Source organism: Shewanella violacea DSS12 (genome assembly GCF_000091325.1).
In the GTDB taxonomy this organism is placed as follows: Bacteria; Pseudomonadota; Gammaproteobacteria; order Enterobacterales; family Shewanellaceae; genus Shewanella; species Shewanella violacea.
Window position 1 is genome coordinate 4,403,754 of sequence record NC_014012.1, and the last position, 21,596, is coordinate 4,425,349.

At 45.3% G+C, this 21,596-nt stretch carries 14 protein-coding genes and 4 tRNA genes; 11 read left to right on the forward strand and 7 right to left on the reverse strand.

What is annotated here, in order from left to right; translation table 11 throughout:
- Window positions 1-10 precede the first annotated feature (10 nt).
- The 3 genes from SVI_RS18150 to SVI_RS18160 all read left to right on the forward strand — a co-directional run bounded on the left by SVI_RS18150 (window position 11) and on the right by SVI_RS18160 (window position 3,499).
- Window positions 11-718, forward strand: a complete 708-nt coding sequence (locus SVI_RS18150; RefSeq protein WP_041420082.1) for a transglutaminase-like cysteine peptidase — start codon at window positions 11-13, stop codon at window positions 716-718.
- An 8-nt stretch (window positions 719-726) separates the two neighbouring features.
- Window positions 727-2,652, forward strand: a complete 1,926-nt coding sequence (locus SVI_RS18155) for a bifunctional diguanylate cyclase/phosphodiesterase (protein WP_013053115.1) — start codon at window positions 727-729, stop codon at window positions 2,650-2,652.
- A gap of 652 nt (window positions 2,653-3,304) precedes the next feature.
- Entirely contained in the window at window positions 3,305-3,499 is a 195-nt protein-coding gene (locus SVI_RS18160; protein WP_013053116.1) for a DUF1059 domain-containing protein, read from the forward strand.
- Between the two features lie 364 nt (window positions 3,500-3,863).
- Here the strand turns inward: SVI_RS18160 and SVI_RS18170 are convergent.
- From SVI_RS18170 to SVI_RS18185, 4 genes are all read right to left on the reverse strand, one after another.
- Window positions 3,864-3,940 (reverse strand) — tRNA-Pro (locus tag SVI_RS18170).
- Window positions 3,941-4,117: 177 nt separating this feature from the next.
- Window positions 4,118-4,194, reverse strand: a tRNA-Pro gene (locus tag SVI_RS18175).
- Window positions 4,195-4,340: 146 nt separating this feature from the next.
- Window positions 4,341-4,416: transfer RNA gene (locus SVI_RS18180), tRNA-His, on the reverse strand.
- A 61-nt stretch (window positions 4,417-4,477) separates the two neighbouring features.
- A tRNA-Arg gene (locus SVI_RS18185) sits at window positions 4,478-4,554 on the reverse strand.
- Between the two features lie 249 nt (window positions 4,555-4,803).
- Between SVI_RS18185 and SVI_RS18190 the strand changes: the two genes are divergently transcribed.
- A complete protein-coding gene (locus SVI_RS18190; RefSeq protein WP_013053117.1) occupies window positions 4,804-7,434 on the forward strand; it encodes a diguanylate cyclase domain-containing protein in 2,631 nt (876 codons plus the stop codon).
- A 74-nt stretch (window positions 7,435-7,508) separates the two neighbouring features.
- Here the strand turns inward: SVI_RS18190 and rep are convergent, their stop codons facing one another.
- A complete protein-coding gene (gene rep / locus SVI_RS18195; protein WP_013053118.1) occupies window positions 7,509-9,521 on the reverse strand; it encodes a DNA helicase Rep in 2,013 nt (670 codons plus the stop codon).
- A 284-nt stretch (window positions 9,522-9,805) separates the two neighbouring features.
- Between rep and SVI_RS18200 the strand changes: the two genes are divergently transcribed.
- The 7 genes from SVI_RS18200 (at window position 9,806) to SVI_RS18230 (ending at window position 18,520) form a co-directional block, all read left to right on the forward strand.
- Complete coding sequence (locus SVI_RS18200; RefSeq protein ID WP_013053119.1) at window positions 9,806-10,420, forward strand: TetR/AcrR family transcriptional regulator; 615 nt, start codon at window positions 9,806-9,808, stop codon at window positions 10,418-10,420.
- The gene (locus SVI_RS18205) at window positions 10,417-11,535 is read left to right on the forward strand and encodes an efflux RND transporter periplasmic adaptor subunit (RefSeq protein ID WP_013053120.1); all 1,119 of its coding nucleotides are present in this window, start codon (window positions 10,417-10,419) and stop codon (window positions 11,533-11,535) included. The genes SVI_RS18200 and SVI_RS18205 overlap by 4 nt, the downstream gene beginning before the upstream one ends.
- Window positions 11,536-11,547: 12 nt before the next feature.
- Window positions 11,548-14,637: a multidrug efflux RND transporter permease subunit gene (locus SVI_RS18210; protein ID WP_013053121.1), complete on the forward strand. Its 3,090-nt coding sequence runs from the start codon at window positions 11,548-11,550 to the stop codon at window positions 14,635-14,637.
- Between the two features lie 133 nt (window positions 14,638-14,770).
- Window positions 14,771-15,031, forward strand: coding sequence for a ubiquinone biosynthesis accessory factor UbiK (gene ubiK / locus SVI_RS18215; RefSeq protein ID WP_013053122.1), 261 nt, complete (start codon window positions 14,771-14,773; stop codon window positions 15,029-15,031).
- 529 nt (window positions 15,032-15,560) lie between these two features.
- Window positions 15,561-16,316 carry a phosphatase PAP2 family protein gene (locus SVI_RS18220; RefSeq protein WP_070108873.1) on the forward strand — a complete coding sequence of 252 codons (756 nt, stop codon included), beginning with the start codon at window positions 15,561-15,563 and terminating at the stop codon, window positions 16,314-16,316.
- Between the two features lie 117 nt (window positions 16,317-16,433).
- Complete coding sequence (locus SVI_RS18225; protein WP_013053124.1) at window positions 16,434-16,916, forward strand: Lrp/AsnC family transcriptional regulator; 483 nt, start codon at window positions 16,434-16,436, stop codon at window positions 16,914-16,916.
- 245 nt (window positions 16,917-17,161) lie between these two features.
- Entirely contained in the window at window positions 17,162-18,520 is a 1,359-nt protein-coding gene (locus SVI_RS18230) for a sodium-dependent transporter (RefSeq protein WP_013053125.1), read from the forward strand.
- Window positions 18,521-18,676: 156 nt separating this feature from the next.
- Here SVI_RS18230 and SVI_RS18235 read toward each other — a convergent pair whose 3' ends face one another.
- On the reverse strand, window positions 18,677-19,819 hold the full coding sequence (locus SVI_RS18235) for a pyridoxal-phosphate-dependent aminotransferase family protein (protein WP_013053126.1): 1,143 nt from the start codon (window positions 19,817-19,819) through the stop codon (window positions 18,677-18,679).
- Window positions 19,820-20,044: 225 nt separating this feature from the next.
- Window positions 20,045-21,595, reverse strand: coding sequence for a threonine ammonia-lyase, biosynthetic (gene ilvA, locus SVI_RS18240; RefSeq protein ID WP_013053127.1), 1,551 nt, complete (start codon window positions 21,593-21,595; stop codon window positions 20,045-20,047).
- Between the last annotated feature and the right edge of the window lies 1 nt (window position 21,596).

A 21,596-nucleotide genomic window follows, 5' to 3' on the forward strand; every position in this document is an offset into this window, starting at 1 on the left:
ACTTAGCATTATGAAAGGCAGGCTTAATCATAAACTATCGTACATGAAAGTCTGCCGGTTCATCATAGTGGCACTGGCTCTTGTGGCCTCGTGCCTATATGCCTCGCCAACGCAGAAACTGAATAAAGGACACATAATCTCAACTCTCGAGGCGAGATATGGTGAACGTGCAGGGAAAAGGGCTAGGGCCTGGTTTAGGGTACTCGATAGCGCTCAAGGGCTCAGCGAAAGAGATAAGCTCACTAAGGTGAATCGATTTTTCAATCTTTTCCGTTTTGTCGATGACATCAAGCTCTGGGGGGATAGTAATTATTGGTCTACCCCTATGGAGTTTATTGGTGTCAATGGTGGCGATTGTGAGGACTTCTCTATTGCAAAATATTTCACCTTGCTTCAGTTAGGTATCCCTGAAGATAAGCTGAGAATTACCATGGTAAAAGCGACCACAGTAAATCAATACCACATGGTGCTTGCTTACTATGAGAACCCCTCTTCTATCCCATTGGTACTCGATAATTTAGATAGAAGAATAAAACTTGCGACTCAAAGAAAAGACTTGCTGCCGGTATACAGTTTTAATGGTCGACAGCTATGGCTAAACAAAGAAAAAGGACGAGGCGTTCTTGCTGGTTCATCTAAGAAACTGGCGAAATGGAACGATCTCAAATATAGATTGGGTGTCGAAAGACTCAGAAAACCCAAATTAAGATTGGAGTAGCTAGAAAGATGACACTGTTTCGACAGATATACTCACTGCTGTTTGGCCTATTTTTGTTAGTAGTGGCGAGTCTAGGCTATGTACAGTTTACGGAGACACAGAGCTTTCTGACCAAGCAGATGGAGTCAGATCTCAACAATACCAGCAACTCTTTAGGGATCATGTTAATTCCAGATCTTGAAGCTGGTGATATTGTCGGCGCCGAAACCTTGATCAATGTGATCTTTGAAGGTGGTTATTACCAGCAAGTTAAACTCACTTGGCTAGTCGATGGGAAACAGCAAGTATGGGAAAACCCCATCAATATTCAAGGGGTTCCACAATGGTTTATCGACCTGGACTTTTTTGAAACAATTAAAAAACAAAGCACCATTACTTCAGGCTGGATCCAACTTGCCCAATTAGAAATAACCGCCCACCCAGGTTTTGGTTATCACGAGCTATGGCGCACCATGACCAACGCAGTCATAGTATTTTCCGTGCTTTTCCTTATCGCCATAGTCTGCGCTCGTGTAGGGCTCACCTGGATCCTCCGACCATTACACGAGATAGCCGAGCATGCCAAAGATATCGCCCAGCGTAAATTTGGCCCAGACATGAAGATTCCCAATACCATGGAATTAAAATCTGTGGTACTCGCCTTTAATAGCATGTCGGATCAACTCAAGCAGATCTTTAACTCACTGGATGAAGAAGTTGGCGAACTGAGAAAGAAAAACCTCATCGATCAAGTCTCAGGCTTACCTAACCGTCAATACATGATGGGACGCTTAAGTAGCTGGCTTAATGAGCCTAAAAGTGGCGCCTTAGTGATGGCAAAATTTGACTGGCTAGAAGAGGTCCATAGTAAGTACGGCTATGAGGTCAGAGACGAAACCATAAAGCTGCTTTCTGAGAAGATGAAAGAACATTTAGACGTCATAACTACCTCAGTTATCGCTAGAATCTCGGCTTATGAGTTTGCATTTTTAATTTCCAGCGCAGAGCGCGAACAAACCAGTAAATACCTGCAAACCTTAATTCGCACCATAAACCAAGAGATGTCTAAAGCAGGCTGTAAGCCAAATGAAAACTTTTCCATCGGTATTGCCGAACGAATTGGACAGATGTCAGTTTCAGATATCTTAGCCCAAACTGATAACGCCCTGCAGAAAGCGATAAAGGAAGATAAGATTTTCCATTGGTTCGAAACCAACGAGAAACAGCTATTTACTCGTGAACAATGGCGTGAACACTTAAGCAATGCAATTAACAATCGACAGTTCAAATTTAAGTGGCAACCTGTCCACCTCAATGACGGTGATTCTATTACCCAGAGAGAACTATACTGCCAATTAGAAATTGGGGATAAAACCGTACATGCGGGCCAATTTATGCCCTACGTGGAACTGCTTTCATTGGGTGCCCTACTCGATAAATGCCTTATCGAAACCCTAAGCACCCAAAAGCTACTGGAAAGAAATGATGAACCTATTGCCATTAACTTAACCTTTCACAGTTTAAGTGATCCTAAATTCCATGAATGGTTAAATGGATTTTTACGCGCATCCAGCCTTTCTGAGCGGATCTGTTTCGATATTCCGGAAGCTGGCGTATATAGCGACCCTGACTCTTGTGAAGCCCTATGTACTATTATTCGCGATAATGGTGCCCACTTCGGTATCGATCACTTCGGTCGTCAATTTGGCTCCATGTCCTACTTACAAACCCTCAGACCTAGTTATGTGAAGCTCGACCAGTCCTTCGCTTATTATGACGAGAGTGAACATAGTAGCGAGCTGTGTCGAGCCCTGATCAATGTCGCCAGAGGCTTAGATATTCAGGTCATAGTCACAGGCATAGAAGAGAAGAAGCAGTTAGAACGCTTCGTACCATTAAAAACCAGTGCCTATATGGGCTATATCCATCCTCCAGTGGAAGTTAAAGAAATCTAGTACCATAAAATAAAAAGGCCTCAGCTAACTTCTGAGGCCTTTTCTTTTATAAAAATCAGGATTCGAACCTCTGCTCTTTTTGGCTTAAACGACGAAAGCCTGCTGATTCCTCAGAGGACTTGCTAGCAAAGTGGTCGGCCATGCAGTCATAAAAAGATAAGATTTGAATCCTCTAGCTATCCTTAATGTCCCGTCCAGAAATAAGTTGACGACTTTATCAGATCAATAGCAAATGCTGCTGGCCTTTTTCATGCACTTGATTTTTTTTGGGGTCATTCCCAAGCTTAAGTTTGCCAGTCTTATTTGGTGCCGCATTTCTCTGGCATAATGGAAAATCTGTAATGATTTTGATAGCTCTGTAGTGATTACGCTGTGATTTTTATAGTTGAATAGCGGTGGAAACCCAGTTTTTCTCCAGAGTGCCTTGTAATGCAAGCTCATAGACAGGAATTTGATCAATAAGTCGCTTTCAAAAAAAAGCGTCTAGCTTGTACTAATATTAAATTCAACCTCATGACACAGGAACAATGAGACTCTCTTTTTACGAAAGGTGAATTTTATTATCCATCATTAGCAATTTAAGGTAGATGTGTTCCTTGCCAAAAGATGATTTATTTATAGTTAGCGTTGTAGCCATTTAAGGAGAATTATTATGTCTAGATACTATATCGACTGTAGGAATTACCCTGGTGATGTCAAATGTTCAGTAGCACTTGCTGCTGATACGAAAGAAGAATTGCTTAAAGCAGTCATCGAGCATGGGGGGAGTGTTCACGGATATGAAAACACCCCAGAATTCAGAGAAAATATAGTAAAAGAATTTAAAGAAGGAACTCCCCCCTTATAGTATTAGGCTTTTGAAAGTGGTCGGCCTGCATTTATAAATAGTTAGGATTCGAACCTCTGATCTTTTTGGCTTAAACGAAAAAAGCCTGCTGATTTCTCAGAGGGCTTGCTAGCAAAGTGGCCGGCCCTATCTTTTATAAAAAGCGGAATTCGAATCCTGTGCTCTTTTTGGCCTAAACGAAAAAAGCCTGCTGATTTCTCAGAAGGCTTGCTAGCAAAGTGGTCGGCCTGCATTTATAAAAAGTTAGGATTCGAACCTCTGGTCCCCCCTTACTATCTTTTATAAAATCGAGATTCGAACCTCTGCTCTTTTTGGCTTAAAACGAAAAAAGCCTTCTGATTTCTCAGAAGGCTTTTCCGTAAAGTGGTCGGTGATAGAGGATTCGAACCTCTGACCCTCTGGTCCCAAACCAGATGCGCTACCGGGCTGCGCTAATCACCGTAAATCTTTATTTATTGAAACTTAGTGTGGTCGGCCTTATCTTTTATAAAAAGCAGGATTCGAACCTCTGACCTTCTGGTCCACTCTTGTTTCAAATCGTGATGCGCTATCGGGCTGCGCTATTCACAGTTGAACTTTAACTTCAAATACTGAACTGAAATTCAATACTTTTAAATGTGGTCGGTGATAGAGGATTCGAACCTCTGACCCTCTGGTCCCAAACCAGATGCGCTACCGGGCTGCGCTAATCACCGAGTCTTTGTATCTTTATAAAAGGATATTTAAAGAGGGTCCCCCTCTGTTCCGCTTTTAATCACAAATCTGGATACACTACCAAACTGCGCTAATCACCGAGTCTTTGTATCTTGAAACTGCCTTACTAAAGTAATAAGGAATTGAATGGGGTGACTGATGGGGTTCGAACCCACGACAACCGGAATCACAATCCGGGACTCTACCAACTGAGCTACAATCACCACTGACTTTCAATCTCTAACAACTTTATTTTGTACTACTAACTTGGCGTTCTCTTCAATCTGGTGCACCCAGAAGGATTCGAACCCTCGGCCTCACCCTCCGGAGGGGTGCGCTCTATCCAGCTGAGCTATGGGTGCCTGCCTTGTTAGGCGGCGCAAATAATATGAATTATTTGCCTCGCCGTCTACAGTAAAAAGCATTTATTTTGTTTGTTTGCTCATCTTTTGACTGATTTCGGTAAAATAAATCATTTTAGGCCATTTTTTAAACTGTCTAACGTCAAAATAATGACTTGGCACTGTTGTTTTTTTGTGCTATTTATATTCCTTGTGCAAATTTAGTCCAAATCCTAGCTCTCATATAATAAATAGCGATTGGCGGAAATCATGTTTAGGGAAGAATTAGTTCAATATTCACACAGTGAAGCTGAACGTTTGCAAAAAAGGATGGCTCGATTAAAGAGCCTGGCTCTCAAATACAAGCGAGCCGAAGTAATTCAGAATCTACTGTTAGAGATCTCAAATCTAGCAGCTCATGTAAATTCATCTGAAGCTTTCTTTTCAGAAGTTCATCGCTCACTAAATTTACTCCTTCCAGCGGATAATTTTTTTGTCGCCTTGTTAGACCCAAGTTCTAACAAATTGAGTATTCCTTTTTTCCTCGATGAAAAAGACCCTCATCCCAACAAGATCTATTCTCAAGATGAAATTTCAGAGTTCCTCTTTAGCGGTCTTACGGGATACGTGCTCAAGTCCGGTGAAACGCTCCTTTGTGATCAAGCCTGTTTTGAGCAACTTATCGCCACTAAAAAAATTGCCAGCAGAGGAGCACCATGCCACCTGTGGTTAGGTGTGCCTATTAACGTGAATAATCAGGTTTCTGGGGTATTAGTGGTACAAAGTTACTCTGCCGATATCAAGTTTTCTGAGATGGAGGTAGAGCTACTTCATTTTGTCAGTTATCAAATCTCCGGCGTAATTGAACGTTTAGAGCATAGAGAACAGTTAGAAAAGGCAATAGAGCAGAGAACCAAAGAGCTTAGCATTGCCTACGATAAGCTCAAGACTGAAGTATTTGAAAGACGTCGTGCCGAGCGTCTACAAAAATCTCTGTTCGAAATAGCAGATCTTGCCACCTCTAACATAGATAGCGACTCTTTCTATTTTGAGCTTCATCGAGTGATCAGCCATTTACTGCCGGCAAGTAACTGCTACATAGCTCTTCTCGATGACAGGCGGACTCATATAAGCTTTCCTTTCTATGTGACTCAGAACGATTCCAAAGCACCACAGCCCAGAGCCATATGTGACGGTTTAACTGAATATGTCATCAAACATCGTAGACCACTGTTACTTCAACGTACCGACCTAGATGCCTTAATCGACGCGGGAATTGTCCATTCAAAGACTCCTGAGCTCAACTATACCCAAGACGTATATCAATGGATTGGTATCCCTTTGTTTATCCATGGACAGGTGCGTGGTGCCTTAACCATCTATAGCCTATGCATGTCCCAGAGTTACCAAGATAAAGATCTCGAGCTGCTTACTTTTGTTTCTCAACACATAGCCACTGCCATAGAAAAGAAACTCTCCGCAGAATCGCTTAAATCCAGCTACGAGCAACTAGAAGAGAAAGTCGTTGTCCGAACTAGGGCTCTAGCTATGTTGAATCAAGATTTGGAGAAGGAAGTAACCCAAAGGCGTAAGGTGGAAGAGCAGCTTGTCCATGATGCTAATCACGACAGTCTTACAGGCCTGCCAAATAGGGCCATGTTTATGGAGCGCCTGACGCAAGCCGTAAAGCATATTCGCCGGCATGGACTAGATCGCTTCGGTCTACTGTTTATCGATCTAGACAGGTTCAAACTCATTAACGACACCTTAGGTCATCAGCAAGGAGATCGTTTTCTGGTTGAAACCTCAAGGCGCCTACGCTTGTGTATTCGAGATAATGACACCTTAGGCCGGATAGGGGGAGATGAGTTTGTGATCTTACTCGACAGTATCAATAGCACTAGCGATGCAAAAGAGGTTGCGGAGCGCATCCTCACTGAGTTATCGCGCCCCTATGAACTAGCCAATCAAAGTTTCACCTCAAGTGCCAGCATAGGCGTCGCATTTAGCTGCAACCATAAGTCAGATACGGCTGAGTCTCTATTACGTGACGCCGATGCAGCCATGTATCAAGCCAAGTCCAAGGGCAAAGGTTGTTATGTTATTTTCGATGAGAAGTCTCATCAACAGCTAGTCAAAAATGTCGAGCTTGAGATTGAATTAAGGCAAGCCATATCGAACCAAGAGCTACACCTGAGTTATCTGCCGATTCAGAACTTAAAGAAACTATCTACGGTAGCCTTAGAGCCGCGCCTGTACTGGAATCACCCCCAACTGGGTAAAGTGAAACAAGCCCAACTGAATAACATTGCCGAGCATTGCAACTTAACCACAGATCTGGATATCTATCTGCTGGACAAACTCAACACAGATCATCAGCTGCTGCGCGAACAATCCTTAGACCACCTGCCCCTGCATCTCAACATTTCTGCCATGCATCTTAAGCATAAACATGCCGTCAGACAGCTAAAAAATAAACTTAAGAAGAGTATGTTTCCCCCAGAGCAACTGTGGCTATTTTTCGATGAGAAAGGCTTTATCTTAGATACAGATAACCACATCAATGCATTTGAACTTCTGCAAAAGCTAAAGGTTAAACTCGGGCTGACAGGTTATGGCAGCGCCCATAGTGCCTTAAGCAGTTTAACCTTCTTACCACTGCAAGGGCTAAAGCTGGATCCTACTTACACCAGCCACCTCAACAGTGAGCAACACCTTAAGCTATTAAAGGCCCACTACTTGACAGCTCAAGCCTTGGAACTGGTGGTTTTCGTGGATGGAATTAGTGCAATGCAGCAAAAAGAAACATTGCTGCAGATAGGTTTCGATCTGGGTCAGGGACAAGCCCTTGGTAAAGTCATCAACCTGACTTCTATCACCAAGGATTTAGTTTGCGCTTAACTCTATGTGAGTTAAGCGCAATAACTCGCTCTTATTTCCAGCCATAATTCATAGTGTTTTCGTTTAACTAGAGGCTACTTTTTAAACATATCTCTCAAGTTGGCGATATTAGACTTACTGGTTTCCTTTCTCTGGTTCTCACTCTGCACTTGTTTACGATTTTCCCAGATTAGATCATCCTGGGGCAGCTCCAATAGAAAACGGCTTGGTTCACAGCGCATTGTTTCACCGAACTGGCGACGTTCACGACACAGTACAAACCAGAGCTGTTGCTGCGCTCGGGTGATGCCAACATAGGCCAGCCGGCGCTCCTCATCGACGTTATCCTCATCTATGCTACTTTGATGGGGTAATATTCTCTCTTCAGTACCCACCATAAACACGTAGGGGAATTCCAGGCCTTTAGATGCGTGTAGCGTCATCAACTGAACCTGATCGCCACCTTCGTCCTCACTGTTACGCTCCATCATGTCACGCAGGGTTAAGCGGGTAACCACCTCAGGTAAGGTCATGCCTTCGTCGAGATCGTCTCCCTCAAGCATCTCAGTGACCCAACGATACAGCTCTGAGATATTTTTCATTCTCATCTCAGCCGCCTTGGCACTGGTACTGGTCTCGTAGAGATAATCCTCATAGTTAATATTACGGATAAGGTGCTTAATGGCCTCAATGGGCTCCCCTCGAGTCACTGTCTCACCGGTATCAACAATGAACTTACCGAACTTATAGATAGACGCCATGGCCGCCGGCGGCAGATGATGATTCAACTCTGGATCGAAACTGGCTTCAAACATAGAGATCTGCCGTTCATTGGCAAATGTGCCTAAACGTTCCAGAGTAGATGGGCCAATCCCACGTTTAGGCAAATTCACCACGCGCAGGAAGGCATTATCATCATCCGGGTTCACCACTAATCTGAGATAGGCCATGATATCTTTGATTTCGGCCCTGCCGAAGAATGAAGTACCACCACTGAGCTTATAAGGAATGCGGTTCGTCATCAGTGATCGCTCCAACAAGCGAGACTGATGGTTACCTCGATACAAGATGGCATAATCACCGAATTGGGTTTTCCCCATAAACTTATGGCGTATCATCTCGGCAATCACTCGCTCCGCCTCCTGTTCCTCGTTGGCGGCTATCAGTACCCGCAGCGGCTCACCATAGGGCAATTCACTGAACAGTGTCTTCTCGTATACATGTGGGTTGTTAGCGATGAGTATATTGGCCGCTTTTAAGATCCTTTGGCTAGAACGATAGTTTTGCTCTAGCTTAATCAAACGCAATGCAGGGAAATCTTCACCCAATAACACCAAATTTTGTGGCCTAGCTCCACGCCATGAATAGATTGATTGATCGTCGTCGCCCACCACAGTGAAACGTGCTCTATCTCCCACCAGAAGCTTTACCATCTCATATTGACTAGTGTTGGTATCTTGATACTCATCCACCAGCATATATTGAATACGTGTCTGCCAGCGCGCTCTCACGTCGGCATTGTGCCTGAGTATGAGTGTAGGAATTAGAATCAGATCATCGAAATCCAGGGCATTGTAAGCCTTCATATGCTGGGCATATCTTGCGTAGAGAGCGGCAAACAGCTGTGATTGCTCATCTTTAGCTATTTTCACTGCCTGAGTTGGGATCACCAGATTACCTTTCCAATTGGAAATAGTCGTCATCAAGGACCTGAGTAGATCCTTGTCTCCATCTAGCTCATCTTCGGTGAGATCTTTAAGCAAGGCCAAGGAATCTTGATCATCGAACAAGGAAAAACCCTTTTTGAGCCCAACAACCTTATGTTCCTTCTTTATAATCTCTAAACCCAGAGTATGAAATGTCGAGATCCATAAACCGCGAGCCTCTTTACGCCCCATAGATTTAGCGACACGCTCCTTCATCTCACGTGCAGCCTTATTGGTAAATGTCACCGCCGCGATATTTCTAGCCTTATAGCCACAGTTCTGCACTAGATGAGCAATCTTGTTGATAATTACTCGAGTCTTACCACTACCTGCCCCCGCAAGTACTAGGCAGGGGCCGGATACATAGTGTACGGCTTCATCTTGTCCGGGGTTTAACTTCATGGGGTTACTTTTACCAAGATTAAAGAGGGCTTTGAAGCTGGCGATCATACCAGAAACTCAGACATTGCAATCTGACAATTTGAAATTCTCAAGCAGTAAAAATAATTAGAAACTTACTTCTGATAAAACTTACTTCCATATCAGCGGTCTACGAACTAACAGACTTACTGTTCAAGCTAGTTAAACTGACTATTATTTATATTTGTACATTGAGAATTGCGCTTAGCAATCCACTGAATTAGAATAGTGAATGAACGTTCATTCATACGGAGCCTTGACCTATAATGGATAACAAACGCGAACTGATATTCAATGCGACCGAGAAGATCATCGCTACCAAAGGGCTACAAGGCCTGTCTATGCAGAAAATAGCCGATGAAGCAGGCGTCGCAGCTGGGACCATCTACAGATATTTTAAAGATAAAGATGAACTGATCAGCGAATTAAGAAAGAACGTACTGCGTGTAGTCGCGCAGCACATCTTAAAAGACTGCCGTGTCGGCACGCTAGAGCAAAGGTTCAAACGCATCTGGTTTAATATTGTCGACTTTGGTCGCAAGCGCACACAGACAAATCTCAGCTACGAGCAGTATATTCATCTGCCAGGCATAGATTTAGACCCCCATCAGACGTTCGAAAAAACGACTTTTGATGATCTAAATATATTTTTCGAACAAGGTAAATCTGAGGGTCTGTTTCACCTCCAACAAAACAAGGTACTCTTTGCTATTTCTCTGGAGCCAGCCGTTGCCCTTGGACGCAGCATTCGTCGTGGTCAATTAAAATTCAATAAGGCAGAACTAGAGTTTGCCTGTGATTTATGCTGGAAATCTATTACCAGTTCAACTCATTCAACTCATTCAACTATTTTAACTAACAAGGATCTATCAGGAAAATGAAAAAGTGGACCCTGATTATGCTCATAATCGCACTGCTGGCATTCGGTTCAGTGATAGGCTTTAACTTGATGGTTAAGGGCAAGATTGCCGATGCCATCGCCAATATGCCAGAACCAGAATCCCCCGTAACAGCCCTGACTCTAACTCCTGTTAGCTGGCAACCCACGATCGATGCCATTGGCTTCGTCGAGCCTAACCAAGGTCTAACCATAGCCAATGAGCTCTCTGGCGTAGTAACTGAAATTAACTTTGAAAATGGCAGTGAGGTTAAGGCTGACCAGAGCTTAATCGTTCTCGACTCTTCGGTAGAAAAAGCCAACCTTAAGAGTAAGATGGTTCAGCTTCCTGCCGCAGAAGCCGATTATAAACGTCTAGTACTCCTGTATAAGCAAAGATCGATATCTAAGCAAGATCTGGACAACAGCCAAGCTAAATATTTGGCCCTGAAGGCAGATATTGAAAGCCTGAAGGCCACCATAGATCGCAGAGATATTAATGCACCATTTGGCGGTCTCATAGGGATCCGCAGCGTGAACTTAGGTGAATACCTACAGACAGGCACAGATATCGTCCGTCTCGAAGATATCAGCACCATGAAGATCCGCTTCACCATACCTCAGACCCAATTGCCTCGCATCTCTAAGGGACAAACGATTAATGTCTATGTCGACGCCTATCCTGAGCATCCATTCGAAGGCAAGATATCGGCTATCGAGCCCGCTGTTTTCTATCAAAGCGGTTTGATCCAAATTCAGGCCAAGATACCTAACATAGACGCTAAGCTGCGCAGTGGCATGTTTGCCCGTGTCGCTATTTTGCTACCAGAAATGACCAACCAATTTGTCTTGCCCCAGAGCAGCATCAACTTCACCCTCTATGGTAATTCTATCTATGTCATCCATGAGGTGAATGAAGATGGAGAAACCTTGCAACGAGTCAAACAGATCAACGTCGAAGTGCTAGAGCGTAACGGCAATAATGCCTTGGTCAGTGGTGACTTGAAGGCTAACGATCTTATCGTGACTTCCGGACAGATTAGACTGAGTAATAACAGCAAAGTCAAAGTGATCGAGGATAAAGCTTTGACTCCTCCGGCCACGATGCCACAACTTTAATAGGAGCTGGCAATGCGCTTTACTGATATTTTTATTCGCAGGCCGGTACTCGCCGCCTCGATAAGTTTACTCCTGCTGCTATTAGGACTTTACTCCCTTAACAGCATGCAGGTTCGTGAATACCCAGAGATGACCAATACTGTGGTCACCGTCTCCACCAGCTACTATGGAGCCGATGCAAACCTGATCCAAGGCTTTATCACTCAGCCACTTGAGCAGGCTCTGGCTCAGGCCGACAACGTCGACTTTATGACCTCAGACAGTACCCTTGGTACCTCCAAGATCACTGTCTATATGAAGCTCAACACAGATCCCAATGGTGCCCTGGCTGATATTCTGGCTAAGGTTAACTCGGTGCGTTCTCAGCTGCCAAAAGAGGCCGAAGACTCCACCGTAAATATGTCCACAGGTTCACAAACTTCTGTCCTGTATATCTCCTTCTATAGCAATCAGCTCAACTCGAGCCAGATAACTGATTATCTGGACCGAGTGGTAAAACCTGAACTATTTACCATAGATGGGATTGCTAAAGTTAACCTATATGGTGGTATCAAGTACGCCCTGAGAATATGGTTAGACCCCGCGCGCATGGGGGCATTTAACCTCTCCTCATCTGAGGTGATGCAGGTTCTGCAGGCCAACAACTATCAATCAGCCGTGGGCCAGACCAATGGCGTATTTACCCTGTTCAATGGTACAGCCGATACTCAGGTTGGCACCGTCGATGAGCTGAAAAAACTGGTCATAGGCAGCAAAAAAGGTCTGGTTATTCGTCTCGGTGATATTGCCGATGTGAGCCTAGAGAAGAGTCACGACATCTACCGCGCTTTAGCCGATGGACAAGAAGCAGTCGTCGTCGCACTTGACGTTACTCCAACAGCTAACCCTTTAGTCGTCGCGGCCGATGCGCGCGCTCTGATGCCTGATATCGAGCGTAACCTGCCAGTTTCGATGAAGGTCCGCATTCTGTTTGACTCCTCTCTTGCCATCGATGAGTCAATCAACGAAGTGATCAAGACAATTGGTGAAGCCTCGCTGATCGTTATCTTGGTGATCACCCTATTCTTAGGCTCACTACGGGCTGTCATCATTCCTATCGTCACCATACCGCTGTCGTTAATTGGTGTGGCCATTATCATGCAAATGTTCGGCTTCACCCTGAACCTGATGACACTACTGGCCATGGTGCTGGCCATCGGCTTAGTGGTTGATGATGCTATTGTGGTGGTAGAGAATGTCGACAGGCATATCAAGCTAGGTGAAACCCCATTCAGGGCCGCCATCATTGGTACCCGAGAGATTGCACTCCCGGTGATATCCATGACTATCACCTTGGCAGCAGTATATGCGCCTATCGCACTGATGGGAGGCATAACCGGCTCCTTGTTTAAAGAGTTTGCCCTGACCTTAGCCGGCTCGGTATTCATCTCGGGGATCGTGGCACTGACATTGTCACCTATGATGTGCTCCAAGATCCTCAAGCCTCAAACCAACCCCAATCGTTTCGAGCGAGGTGTCGAGAGCTTCCTTGGAGGCATGACTAAGCGTTATCAGCGTATGCTTGATGCCGTGATGGAAAAGCGCCCCGTGATTATCGGCTTCGCGGCTATCGTTTTCGCCTCACTGCCGGTGATGTTTCACTTTATCCCCTCTGAACTTGCACCTAATGAAGATAAGAGTGTAGTCATGATGATGGGGACAGCCCCCTCGACGGCTAACCTGGATTACATACAGGCCAACATGGCCCTAGTGACAGACATCATTAAGAGCCACCCGGAAACCGCCGCATCTCTCGCCTTCGTCGGTGTGCCAAACTCAAACCAGGCCTTCGGTCTCGCTCCACTCGTCCCTTGGAGTGAACGAGATAAGTCTCAAAAAGAGATGCAGAAGATACTCGGTGACGAAGTTAAACAAGTTCCTGGAATGGCGGTCACCACCTTTCAGATGCCTGAGCTTCCTGGCGCATCCAGCGGTTTACCTATCCAGTTCGTTATCACCACCTCAAACTCATTCGAGAGCCTGTTCCAAATTGGCAGCGGTGTACTTGAGAAGGTGAAGAATAGTCCACTATTTGTTTACTCCAAGATCGACCTGAAATTCGACTCGGGTACCATGAAGCTGCATATCAAGCGGGACTTAGCCGGCACTTACGGCATCACAATGCAAGATATCGGCGTGACCCTGACCACCATGATGAGTGACGGTTATGTCAACCGCGTCAACTTAGATGGTCGCTCATACGAAGTCATCCCTCAGGTTAAGCGTAAGGACCGCGCCAATCCGGAATCACTCAATAATTACTATGTGAAGGCTGCCGATGGCCGTTCGATCCCACTATCAAGCTTAGTGGAAATTGAGATGATATCTGAGCCGAGATCTTTACCACACTTTAATCAGATGAATTCACTAACGGTGAGCGGTGTAGCAACACCTGGAGTGGCGATGGGAGATGTTGTCTCCTTCTTGCAAAATATTGGTGATACCGATCTGCCAAAAGGCTACAACTATGACTTCCTAGGTGAATCTCGCCAATATGTCACCGAAGGCTCAGCCCTGTTTGCCACCTTCGGCCTAGCACTGGCGATCATATTCCTAGTACTAGCGAGTCAATTCGAGAGTCTCCGGGATCCTTTGGTTATCTTGGTGTCTGTACCTCTGGCCATAAGCGGCGCACTCATTGCCCTAGGCTGGACGCATGTCTTCGGTCTATCGTCGATGAACATCTATACCCAAGTTGGTCTGATCACCTTAGTGGGCTTGATCACTAAACACGGTATCTTAATGTGTGAAGTTGCCAAGGAGGAACAACTCCATAACGGTCTGAGCAAGATGGATGCGATTAAGCTTGCGGCTACCGTACGCTTACGCCCGATTCTAATGACTACGGCGGCCATGATTGCCGGCCTTATTCCTCTGCTATTTGCGGTGGGTGCTGGTGCAGTGGCACGCTTCAACATAGGTTTGGTGATAGTGTCTGGGTTAAGCATAGGCACACTGTTCACCCTCTTCGTGTTACCGGTGATCTATACTTATTTAGCTGAGAAGCACGAACCTTTACCCGTTTTTGACGAAGAACCAAGGCTAGATACACTAAAAGTCTAGCTTGTATAACACTAAGGCCTGAATATTTCATTCAGGCCTTTTTATTTTCCAATAGCGGGGATGCTCAGGTACAATCCAGCTAATATTAACAACACTAGTCTTAATAGCATTTGCCAATGGCGGACCATATATAATGATAAATCCAAAGAAAATTGAAGAAGTTGCCAAGCAATTAGCCGAAAGCCTACCGAGCGGCCTGAAACAATTCGCCGGTGAGTTTGAAGATAAAAGTAAGCAGATTATGCAAAACCAATTGATGAAATTGGATGTCGTGTCCCATGAAGAGTTCGAAGTACAGCAACATGTTTTACTTAAGACTCGGGAAAAGCTAGAAGCCCTACAGGCTCAAGTCGATGCGCTGGAGAAAAGACTCAGCGAGATTGAAAGCGAATAATCCTCAGATTATATCCATCAATATAAGACATGATGCAAATCAAGAGCGCCTAAGCGCTCTTTTTATTGCCTAACTTTTAACTCAAGGATTTGGCTGCAGGTTTATTGCAGATATAGATTTTGTCTCGAACATATCAGTTCTCCAAATAAGATGCCCAATAGACCCTTAAACCGGCACTGCTATTTCATCAAAAACAGAATAAAACGATGTCTCCAACATTAATATCCCACATTAAGCTCCTCCATTTTCAAAGTAGGAAGATTAGCTCAACTAATGGATACCTGGCTCTTAATGATCATCATTTGGCTTCTTATCTTTGACGCTAGAGATTCGAGGAAAAGAGCTTTGTTCTCAGATAAACCCGACTAAACCAGCCGAGCCAAGTCATCAAATTAACGATATTTAATTAATATTCCTGCAAACAGGTCTAGCTTGCCGTGAGTACACAAGTTAGCCTACGCACTTTTAAAATGAGGCCACACCATTGAAGCGTCCTTTCTCCTTTAAGTCTTCCGTGCAATTTCCTATTATGATTGGCTGGTTAATCCTGCTCATCATACCCGGTATACTGTTTGTCTCTGACCTATCTCTATTTCCTTGGCTAGCTCTCGACTCTTTTGCGGCCGAAACACTATTTTGGATAACGTCGACCGGAACGGCTCCCTATGGCGTCGCGACCGTGTTATTAGTGTTACTGCTTGGCTATCAGAGATTGGAGCGCTCAAGATTTTTTAGCCTCTTCCTCGCAATCTCGCTGAGTATGTGTGCCACACTCGGACTCAATCATTACCTTAAGCCTTACTTTAGCGAGGCTCGACCCAATGCGGTCTGGCTAGAACAGCATTACCTGCTTAATACCGATAGCTTTTACACTCTCACTAAAGTTGAGCGCAAAGAAAAGATGACCACGGCAGTCAATCGAATTGAACATGCCAATACTGAACTGACATTAGCTCCATTAATTAAGCAACATTGGCAACATGAGGTTGGCTTTGCCTTTCCATCGGGACACACATTATTTGCCATCACCTTGACCATCGTCGCCAGCTATTACCTCCTACTAGCAGGTAATCTATGGATACCCGGAATGCTCTTTTGCTGGAGTATTGCCATTGGATTCAGCCGAATGCTATTAGGAATGCATTGGAGTCAAGATGTGCTCGCCTCTACTCTCATCGGCGGAGTAATCGGACTTATCAGTCTATTGGTTATCCACAAGACCTTTCCTTTTATCTGGTCAATGTCGACTAAGCTAGTGCCACAGCTGATTAAAAAGAATCAGTAGCATAGCAATGCCAAAGAGATGAATACTTCTCTTTGGCTAACCACAGCTTGTTAGAATGAGATATCATTAGTGACAAGATCTGGATGGATCTCTTTCCTAAACACCAATGAGCTTCCTATGGCAGAACTGCAACTCGACAAAATTGATCTAGATATCTTACGCTTACTACAGAGCCAAGGGCGACTCTCCAATCAGGAACTCGCCGAAAGGGTAGGTTTATCGCCCTCACCTTGTTCTCGCAGAGTGAAGGCTCTGGAAGAGTCAGGATTTATCTCAGGTTATGCCACCATACTCTCAGCCGAACATTTTAATCTATCACTCACGGCTTATGTACAGGTACGATTAGACAAACACGCGAAAGATATTCTGGAATCGTTTGAGGCTAAGGTAAGTGAATATGACGAGGTACAGGAGTGCTGCCTGCTTACAGGTAGCGATGCCGATTACCAACTGAAAGTATTAGTAGCAGACATGAACCAGTTCAAACTGTTTCTACTGGATAAACTCACCACACATCCTCATATAGCCGGTGTCCATTCCTGCTTCGTATTGAAGCAAGTGAAAAGCCAAACCAGCATTCCATTGCCAGAGACCAGCTAATTTACCCCTTGTCGATCGCAAAAATGAATAAAGTTGAATACGCAATATTCTTGCGTATCACAGGATACAGATAGACCTAAAGCAATATTAGTTCTCATGAGGCTAAAAAAACAATTGAAACAGCCAATTGTCACTAGGTTAACGATATATTATGTCCAAAATACAAGCTTGATTGATATAAACCCCCATTGACCCGCAAAAATAAAAGACTATGATGCGTCCTCATCAAAAAGTGAGAGATACCCATGAGTTCCGCAGACACAAATCATTTCAGCTCAAGACTAGGCTTCATTATGGCCGCCGCAGGATCCGCAGTCGGTGTCGGTAATATCTGGGGATTTCCAACACAAGCCGCAACACATGGCGGAGGCGCATTCCTCTTAGTCTACCTGGTGCTTATTGTCATCTTAGGTTATCCCATGCTTGTCGCCGAGTTGATGATTGGTCGTCATGGCCAGACTAACCCTGCCGATGCTATGGGAAAAATAGGCTCGGGCCCAGTAAGCCGAACCATAGGTAAAATGATCGGCTTCACCTCTATCGTTACCGCGACCCTGATCTGTACCTTCTACACCATATTATCCGGCTGGTTTGTCAGTTTTTCCCTAGCGCCGATAGCGGATATATTGGGATTCTCACAGGCCTCCGCCTGGCTGATGGATTTCTCACTATCACGAAACTTAGTGTCTACAGGCATCTTCATCTTGATGGTGATCTATGTGATACGTCAGGGAGTACAGCAAGGCATCGAGCTTTGGTCAAAACGATTAATGCCTCTACTGCTAGGCATCTTAGTCTTAGGTGTTGTCTATATCTTGACGCTACCCGGTGCTATGACAGGGCTTGAAATATTACTCGTTCCGGACTTCTCGCAGATCTGGAATGGTGATGTACTCATCGGAGCCCTAGGACAAACCTTCTTCTCGCTGACCATAGGTACAGGAGCCATGATGGTCTATGGCGCATACCTGAATAAAGAAGAGAACATAGGTAAACTTACCGCCTATGTCACCCTAATGGACACAAGTGTTGCCTTCCTTGCAGCCCTAATGATAATCCCAGCCATGTATGTGGCTCAGCATAACGGCGTACAGATCTTCGCCGAAGATGGCAGCCTACTAAATTCTGATACCTTAGTCTTCACCGTGTTACCTGCGCTATTCGATACCTTAGGTGGTAACTTACAATATATTTTAGCCTTCGTGTTCTTCATCTTGATGACTATCGCAGGCCTAACATCGGCTATCTCTATCGTCGAAGTCCCCACCAGCTACCTGATGGAGAAAAAAGAGATGAGTCGCAACAAGGCCACCTATTTCATAGGAGCCTTAGTCATGGTCTTATCATTGACTGTCGTCATGTATTTTGACCAGTTATTTAGCTTTATGATCACCCTAACCACAGAGAGAGCTCAGCCGCTCATAGCTCTGGGTATCGCCATCTATCTAGGCTGGGTATGGCAACGCAACGATCTATTGAAAGAGATCCAAGCTCAGGAAGACGTAGATAGTAATAGTCTGTTCTGGCGTATATGGCCTAACTATGTAAAGTTTGTCTGCCCAGCTTTGATCACACTGATCATTATCCAGTTATTCAATCAGTAATCTAAATTTGGTGGCTTGTCAGATAACAAGTTTGAAGTATCATCTTGGCTTGGGTTCATTGAGCTGAGTTGGTATTTGATGGTTTATAGCAATCTGTTCTGATTATTAAATAAAAAAACACCCGTGAGGGTGTTTTTTTATCGAAGCAGATAGCGGCTAGTTCAAAACCTCTTCCAAGGCTTTAAGACAAAGCGCGATATTCTCCCGGCGAGCACCGAATCCCATCAGGCCGATGCGCCAGGTCTTACCAGCCAGAGTACCTAGGCCTGCACCTATCTCTAAGTTATAATTTTCCAACAGCTGCTTACGCACATCTGCATCATCGACTCCTTGCGGAATATAGACGGCGTTTAGCTGAGGCAGGCGACAAGCCTCTTCGACCACAAATTTAAGCCCTAAGCCCTCTAGACCTTGTCTGAGCACCTGATGCATATCGGCGTGACGTTGCCAAGAAGCCTCTAAACCTTCATTAGCCAGCAAACGCAAAGACTCATGCAGGGCATAAAGCGCATTAACAGGCGCGGTATGATGATAACTGCGCTTGGCCTTATTATCGGCGCTGCCACTCCAATAGCCCATGACCAAGGTCTGATCCAAAAACCAGCTCTGCACTGGGGTGGTGCGACTCTTAATCTTCTCAACCGCAGCTGGAGAAAACGACACAGGCGACAGCCCTGGCACACAAGATAGACACTTTTGGCTGCCGGCATAGATGGCATCTATGCCCCAATCATCAACCCTAAGTTCGACACCGCCAACTGAGGTCACGGCATCTACTATGGATAAACAATTATACTGCTTCGCCAAGGCACACAAGGTTTTAGCATCTGACAGAGCACCGGTAGAAGTCTCGGCATGAACGAAGGCCAGAAACTTAGCGTCCGGATGATCCCTTAATGCCGCCTCTACATCGGCAGGACTGACCGCCTCTCCCCATTCATTATCGACCATCACAGCTATGGCTCCGACGCGCTCGACATTTTGGCGCATTCGATCACCAAATACACCGTTGCGACAAACAATCACCTTCTCCCCCGCCTCAACCAAGTTAACGAAACAGGTTTCCATGCCTGCACTACCTGGCGCCGACACGGCTAAGGTCATCTCATTTTTAGTCTGGAAGGCATACTGAATAAGTGCCTTTAGTTCGTCCATCATGGCGATAAATAGAGGGTCTAAATGACCGATAGTGGGGCGTGCCTGAGCCGCTAAGGCTTCAGGGTAGACATCCGAGGGACCAGGCCCCATCAAGGTTCTACGTGGGGGATTAAACGCATTGATACTAGGTGCTGCTAACATATTACTTCCTCGAAAATGCCTTCTCTTAAAGATACACGTGGACTTAAGACTAATACTGATTACTTAACATCCAAATTCAAACTAGCGTTTAAAAGATAACATAAAAAAAGGACGCATTGGCGTCCTCAGTGTTATTAGCTATTTCAGAGACTCGCTTCGACTCTAGCATTCGAAGTATTTCACTTCGAGACGCGTATCTTCGCCGCCTCTCTTTTCAAAACTAGCCTAGTCTCGATTATCTAAGAAGAGCTTATAAGCCGGACTCTGGGTCTCTTCATGATAGACGAAGCCTAGTTCGGTTAAGAAATGCTGGAATGCCTGGTTATCGGATTCGGGAACCTCGAAGCCAGCCAAGACGCGGCCAAAAGCGGCGCCATGGTTTCGATAGTGAAATAAACTAATATTCCACTTACTCTGCAGGGTCGTCAGAAACTTAAACAGGGCACCAGGATGCTCAGGAAACTCGAAGCTGAATAGACGCTCATCTAGCTTCTCTGGCGGATGACCGCCCACCATATAGCGCACATGTAATTTCGCCGTCTCATCATGGGAGAGGTCTTGCACCTCGAAGCCATCACTCTCCAATCTTGCAATGATCTGATCCAGCTCACTCTGACCTTCCGTTAGACGGATCCCAGCAAAAACCACCGCCTTATCACGACTGCTGAAGCGATAATTAAACTCAGTCATCACTCGCTTGTCTAGTAACTCACAAAAACGCAGGAAGACACCCGGACGTTCGGGAACTTTAACCGCTAAAATAGCCTCTTTTTTCTCCCCAAGCTCACAGCGCTCGGAGATATATCTCAGGCTATGAAAGTTAACATTGGCACCACTAAGAATAGCGGCCACTTTCTCCCCCTCTCCTGCATCACCCATATATTTCTTCAGGCCTGCCAGCGCTAGGGCTCCGGAAGGTTCCGCTATGGCACGGGTATCTTCGAAGATATCTTTCACTGCGGCGCAGATCTCATCCGAACTTACAGTTATCACGTCATCGACATATTCACGGGCCAGCCTAAATGGCTCGGCGCCAATTTGCTTAACGGCAACACCATCGGCAAAAATACCAACTTGCGGTAATACCACACGCTCGCCAGCTTCTAATGCAGCCTTTAAACAAGCTGAGTCTTCCGGTTCGACCCCAATAATTTTAACCTGAGGCATCACAGCCTTATAAAACGCGGCAATACCGGCGATCAGGCCGCCACCACCCACAGGGACAAAGACGATTTCTAAGTCCCTTCGTTGCTGCAGCATCTCCTGGGCAATAGTGCCCTGTCCGGCGATCACAGCCTCATCATCGAATGGCGCCACATAGACGCGACCATCTGCAGCTGCAAGTTCCTGAGCATAGGCATTAGCCTGCTCGAACGACTGGCCATGAAGAACCACCTCACCGCCGAGACGCCTAACCGCATCGACCTTGATATCCGGAGTCGTTTCCGGCATCACAATCACCGCACTTATGCCACGGGCTGCAGCCGACATGGCTACACCCTGAGCATGATTGCCCGCAGAGGCACATACAACCCCACGTTGACACTCATCGGCAGTGAGTTGGGATATCTTGTTATAGGCACCACGTAGCTTGAAGGAGTGCACAGGTTGCATATCTTCACGCTTGAGGAACACCTGACAACCCAAGCGGGCCGACAGCTTATTCAAACTAGATAGAGGCGTGACTTTGGCCACATCATAGACAGAAGATAATAAGGTTTTCTGCAAATAATAATGAGCCAGATCTAACTTAGATTTTGTGTCTACTGCCGACATA

What these genes read in the sequence shown, in the direction of transcription:
- rep (WP_013053118.1), bottom strand. Translation starts at nt 9,521, where the DNA reads ATGAAGTTAAACCCCGGACAAGATGAAGCCGTACACTATGTATCCGGC.
- SVI_RS18220 (WP_070108873.1), top strand. Translation starts at nt 15,561, where the DNA reads ATGATTGGCTGGTTAATCCTGCTCATCATACCCGGTATACTGTTTGTC.
- SVI_RS18150 (WP_041420082.1), top strand. Translation starts at nt 11, where the DNA reads ATGAAAGGCAGGCTTAATCATAAACTATCGTACATGAAAGTCTGCCGG.
- SVI_RS18235 (WP_013053126.1), bottom strand. Translation starts at nt 19,819, where the DNA reads ATGTTAGCAGCACCTAGTATCAATGCGTTTAATCCCCCACGTAGAACC.
- SVI_RS18190 (WP_013053117.1), top strand. Translation starts at nt 4,804, where the DNA reads ATGTTTAGGGAAGAATTAGTTCAATATTCACACAGTGAAGCTGAACGT.
- ilvA (WP_013053127.1), bottom strand. Translation starts at nt 21,595, where the DNA reads ATGTCGGCAGTAGACACAAAATCTAAGTTAGATCTGGCTCATTATTAT.
- SVI_RS18225 (WP_013053124.1), top strand. Translation starts at nt 16,434, where the DNA reads ATGGCAGAACTGCAACTCGACAAAATTGATCTAGATATCTTACGCTTA.
- SVI_RS18230 (WP_013053125.1), top strand. Translation starts at nt 17,162, where the DNA reads ATGAGTTCCGCAGACACAAATCATTTCAGCTCAAGACTAGGCTTCATT.
- SVI_RS18155 (WP_013053115.1), top strand. Translation starts at nt 727, where the DNA reads ATGACACTGTTTCGACAGATATACTCACTGCTGTTTGGCCTATTTTTG.
- ubiK (WP_013053122.1), top strand. Translation starts at nt 14,771, where the DNA reads ATGATAAATCCAAAGAAAATTGAAGAAGTTGCCAAGCAATTAGCCGAA.
- SVI_RS18210 (WP_013053121.1), top strand. Translation starts at nt 11,548, where the DNA reads ATGCGCTTTACTGATATTTTTATTCGCAGGCCGGTACTCGCCGCCTCG.
- SVI_RS18205 (WP_013053120.1), top strand. Translation starts at nt 10,417, where the DNA reads ATGAAAAAGTGGACCCTGATTATGCTCATAATCGCACTGCTGGCATTC.
- SVI_RS18160 (WP_013053116.1), top strand. Translation starts at nt 3,305, where the DNA reads ATGTCTAGATACTATATCGACTGTAGGAATTACCCTGGTGATGTCAAA.
- SVI_RS18200 (WP_013053119.1), top strand. Translation starts at nt 9,806, where the DNA reads ATGGATAACAAACGCGAACTGATATTCAATGCGACCGAGAAGATCATC.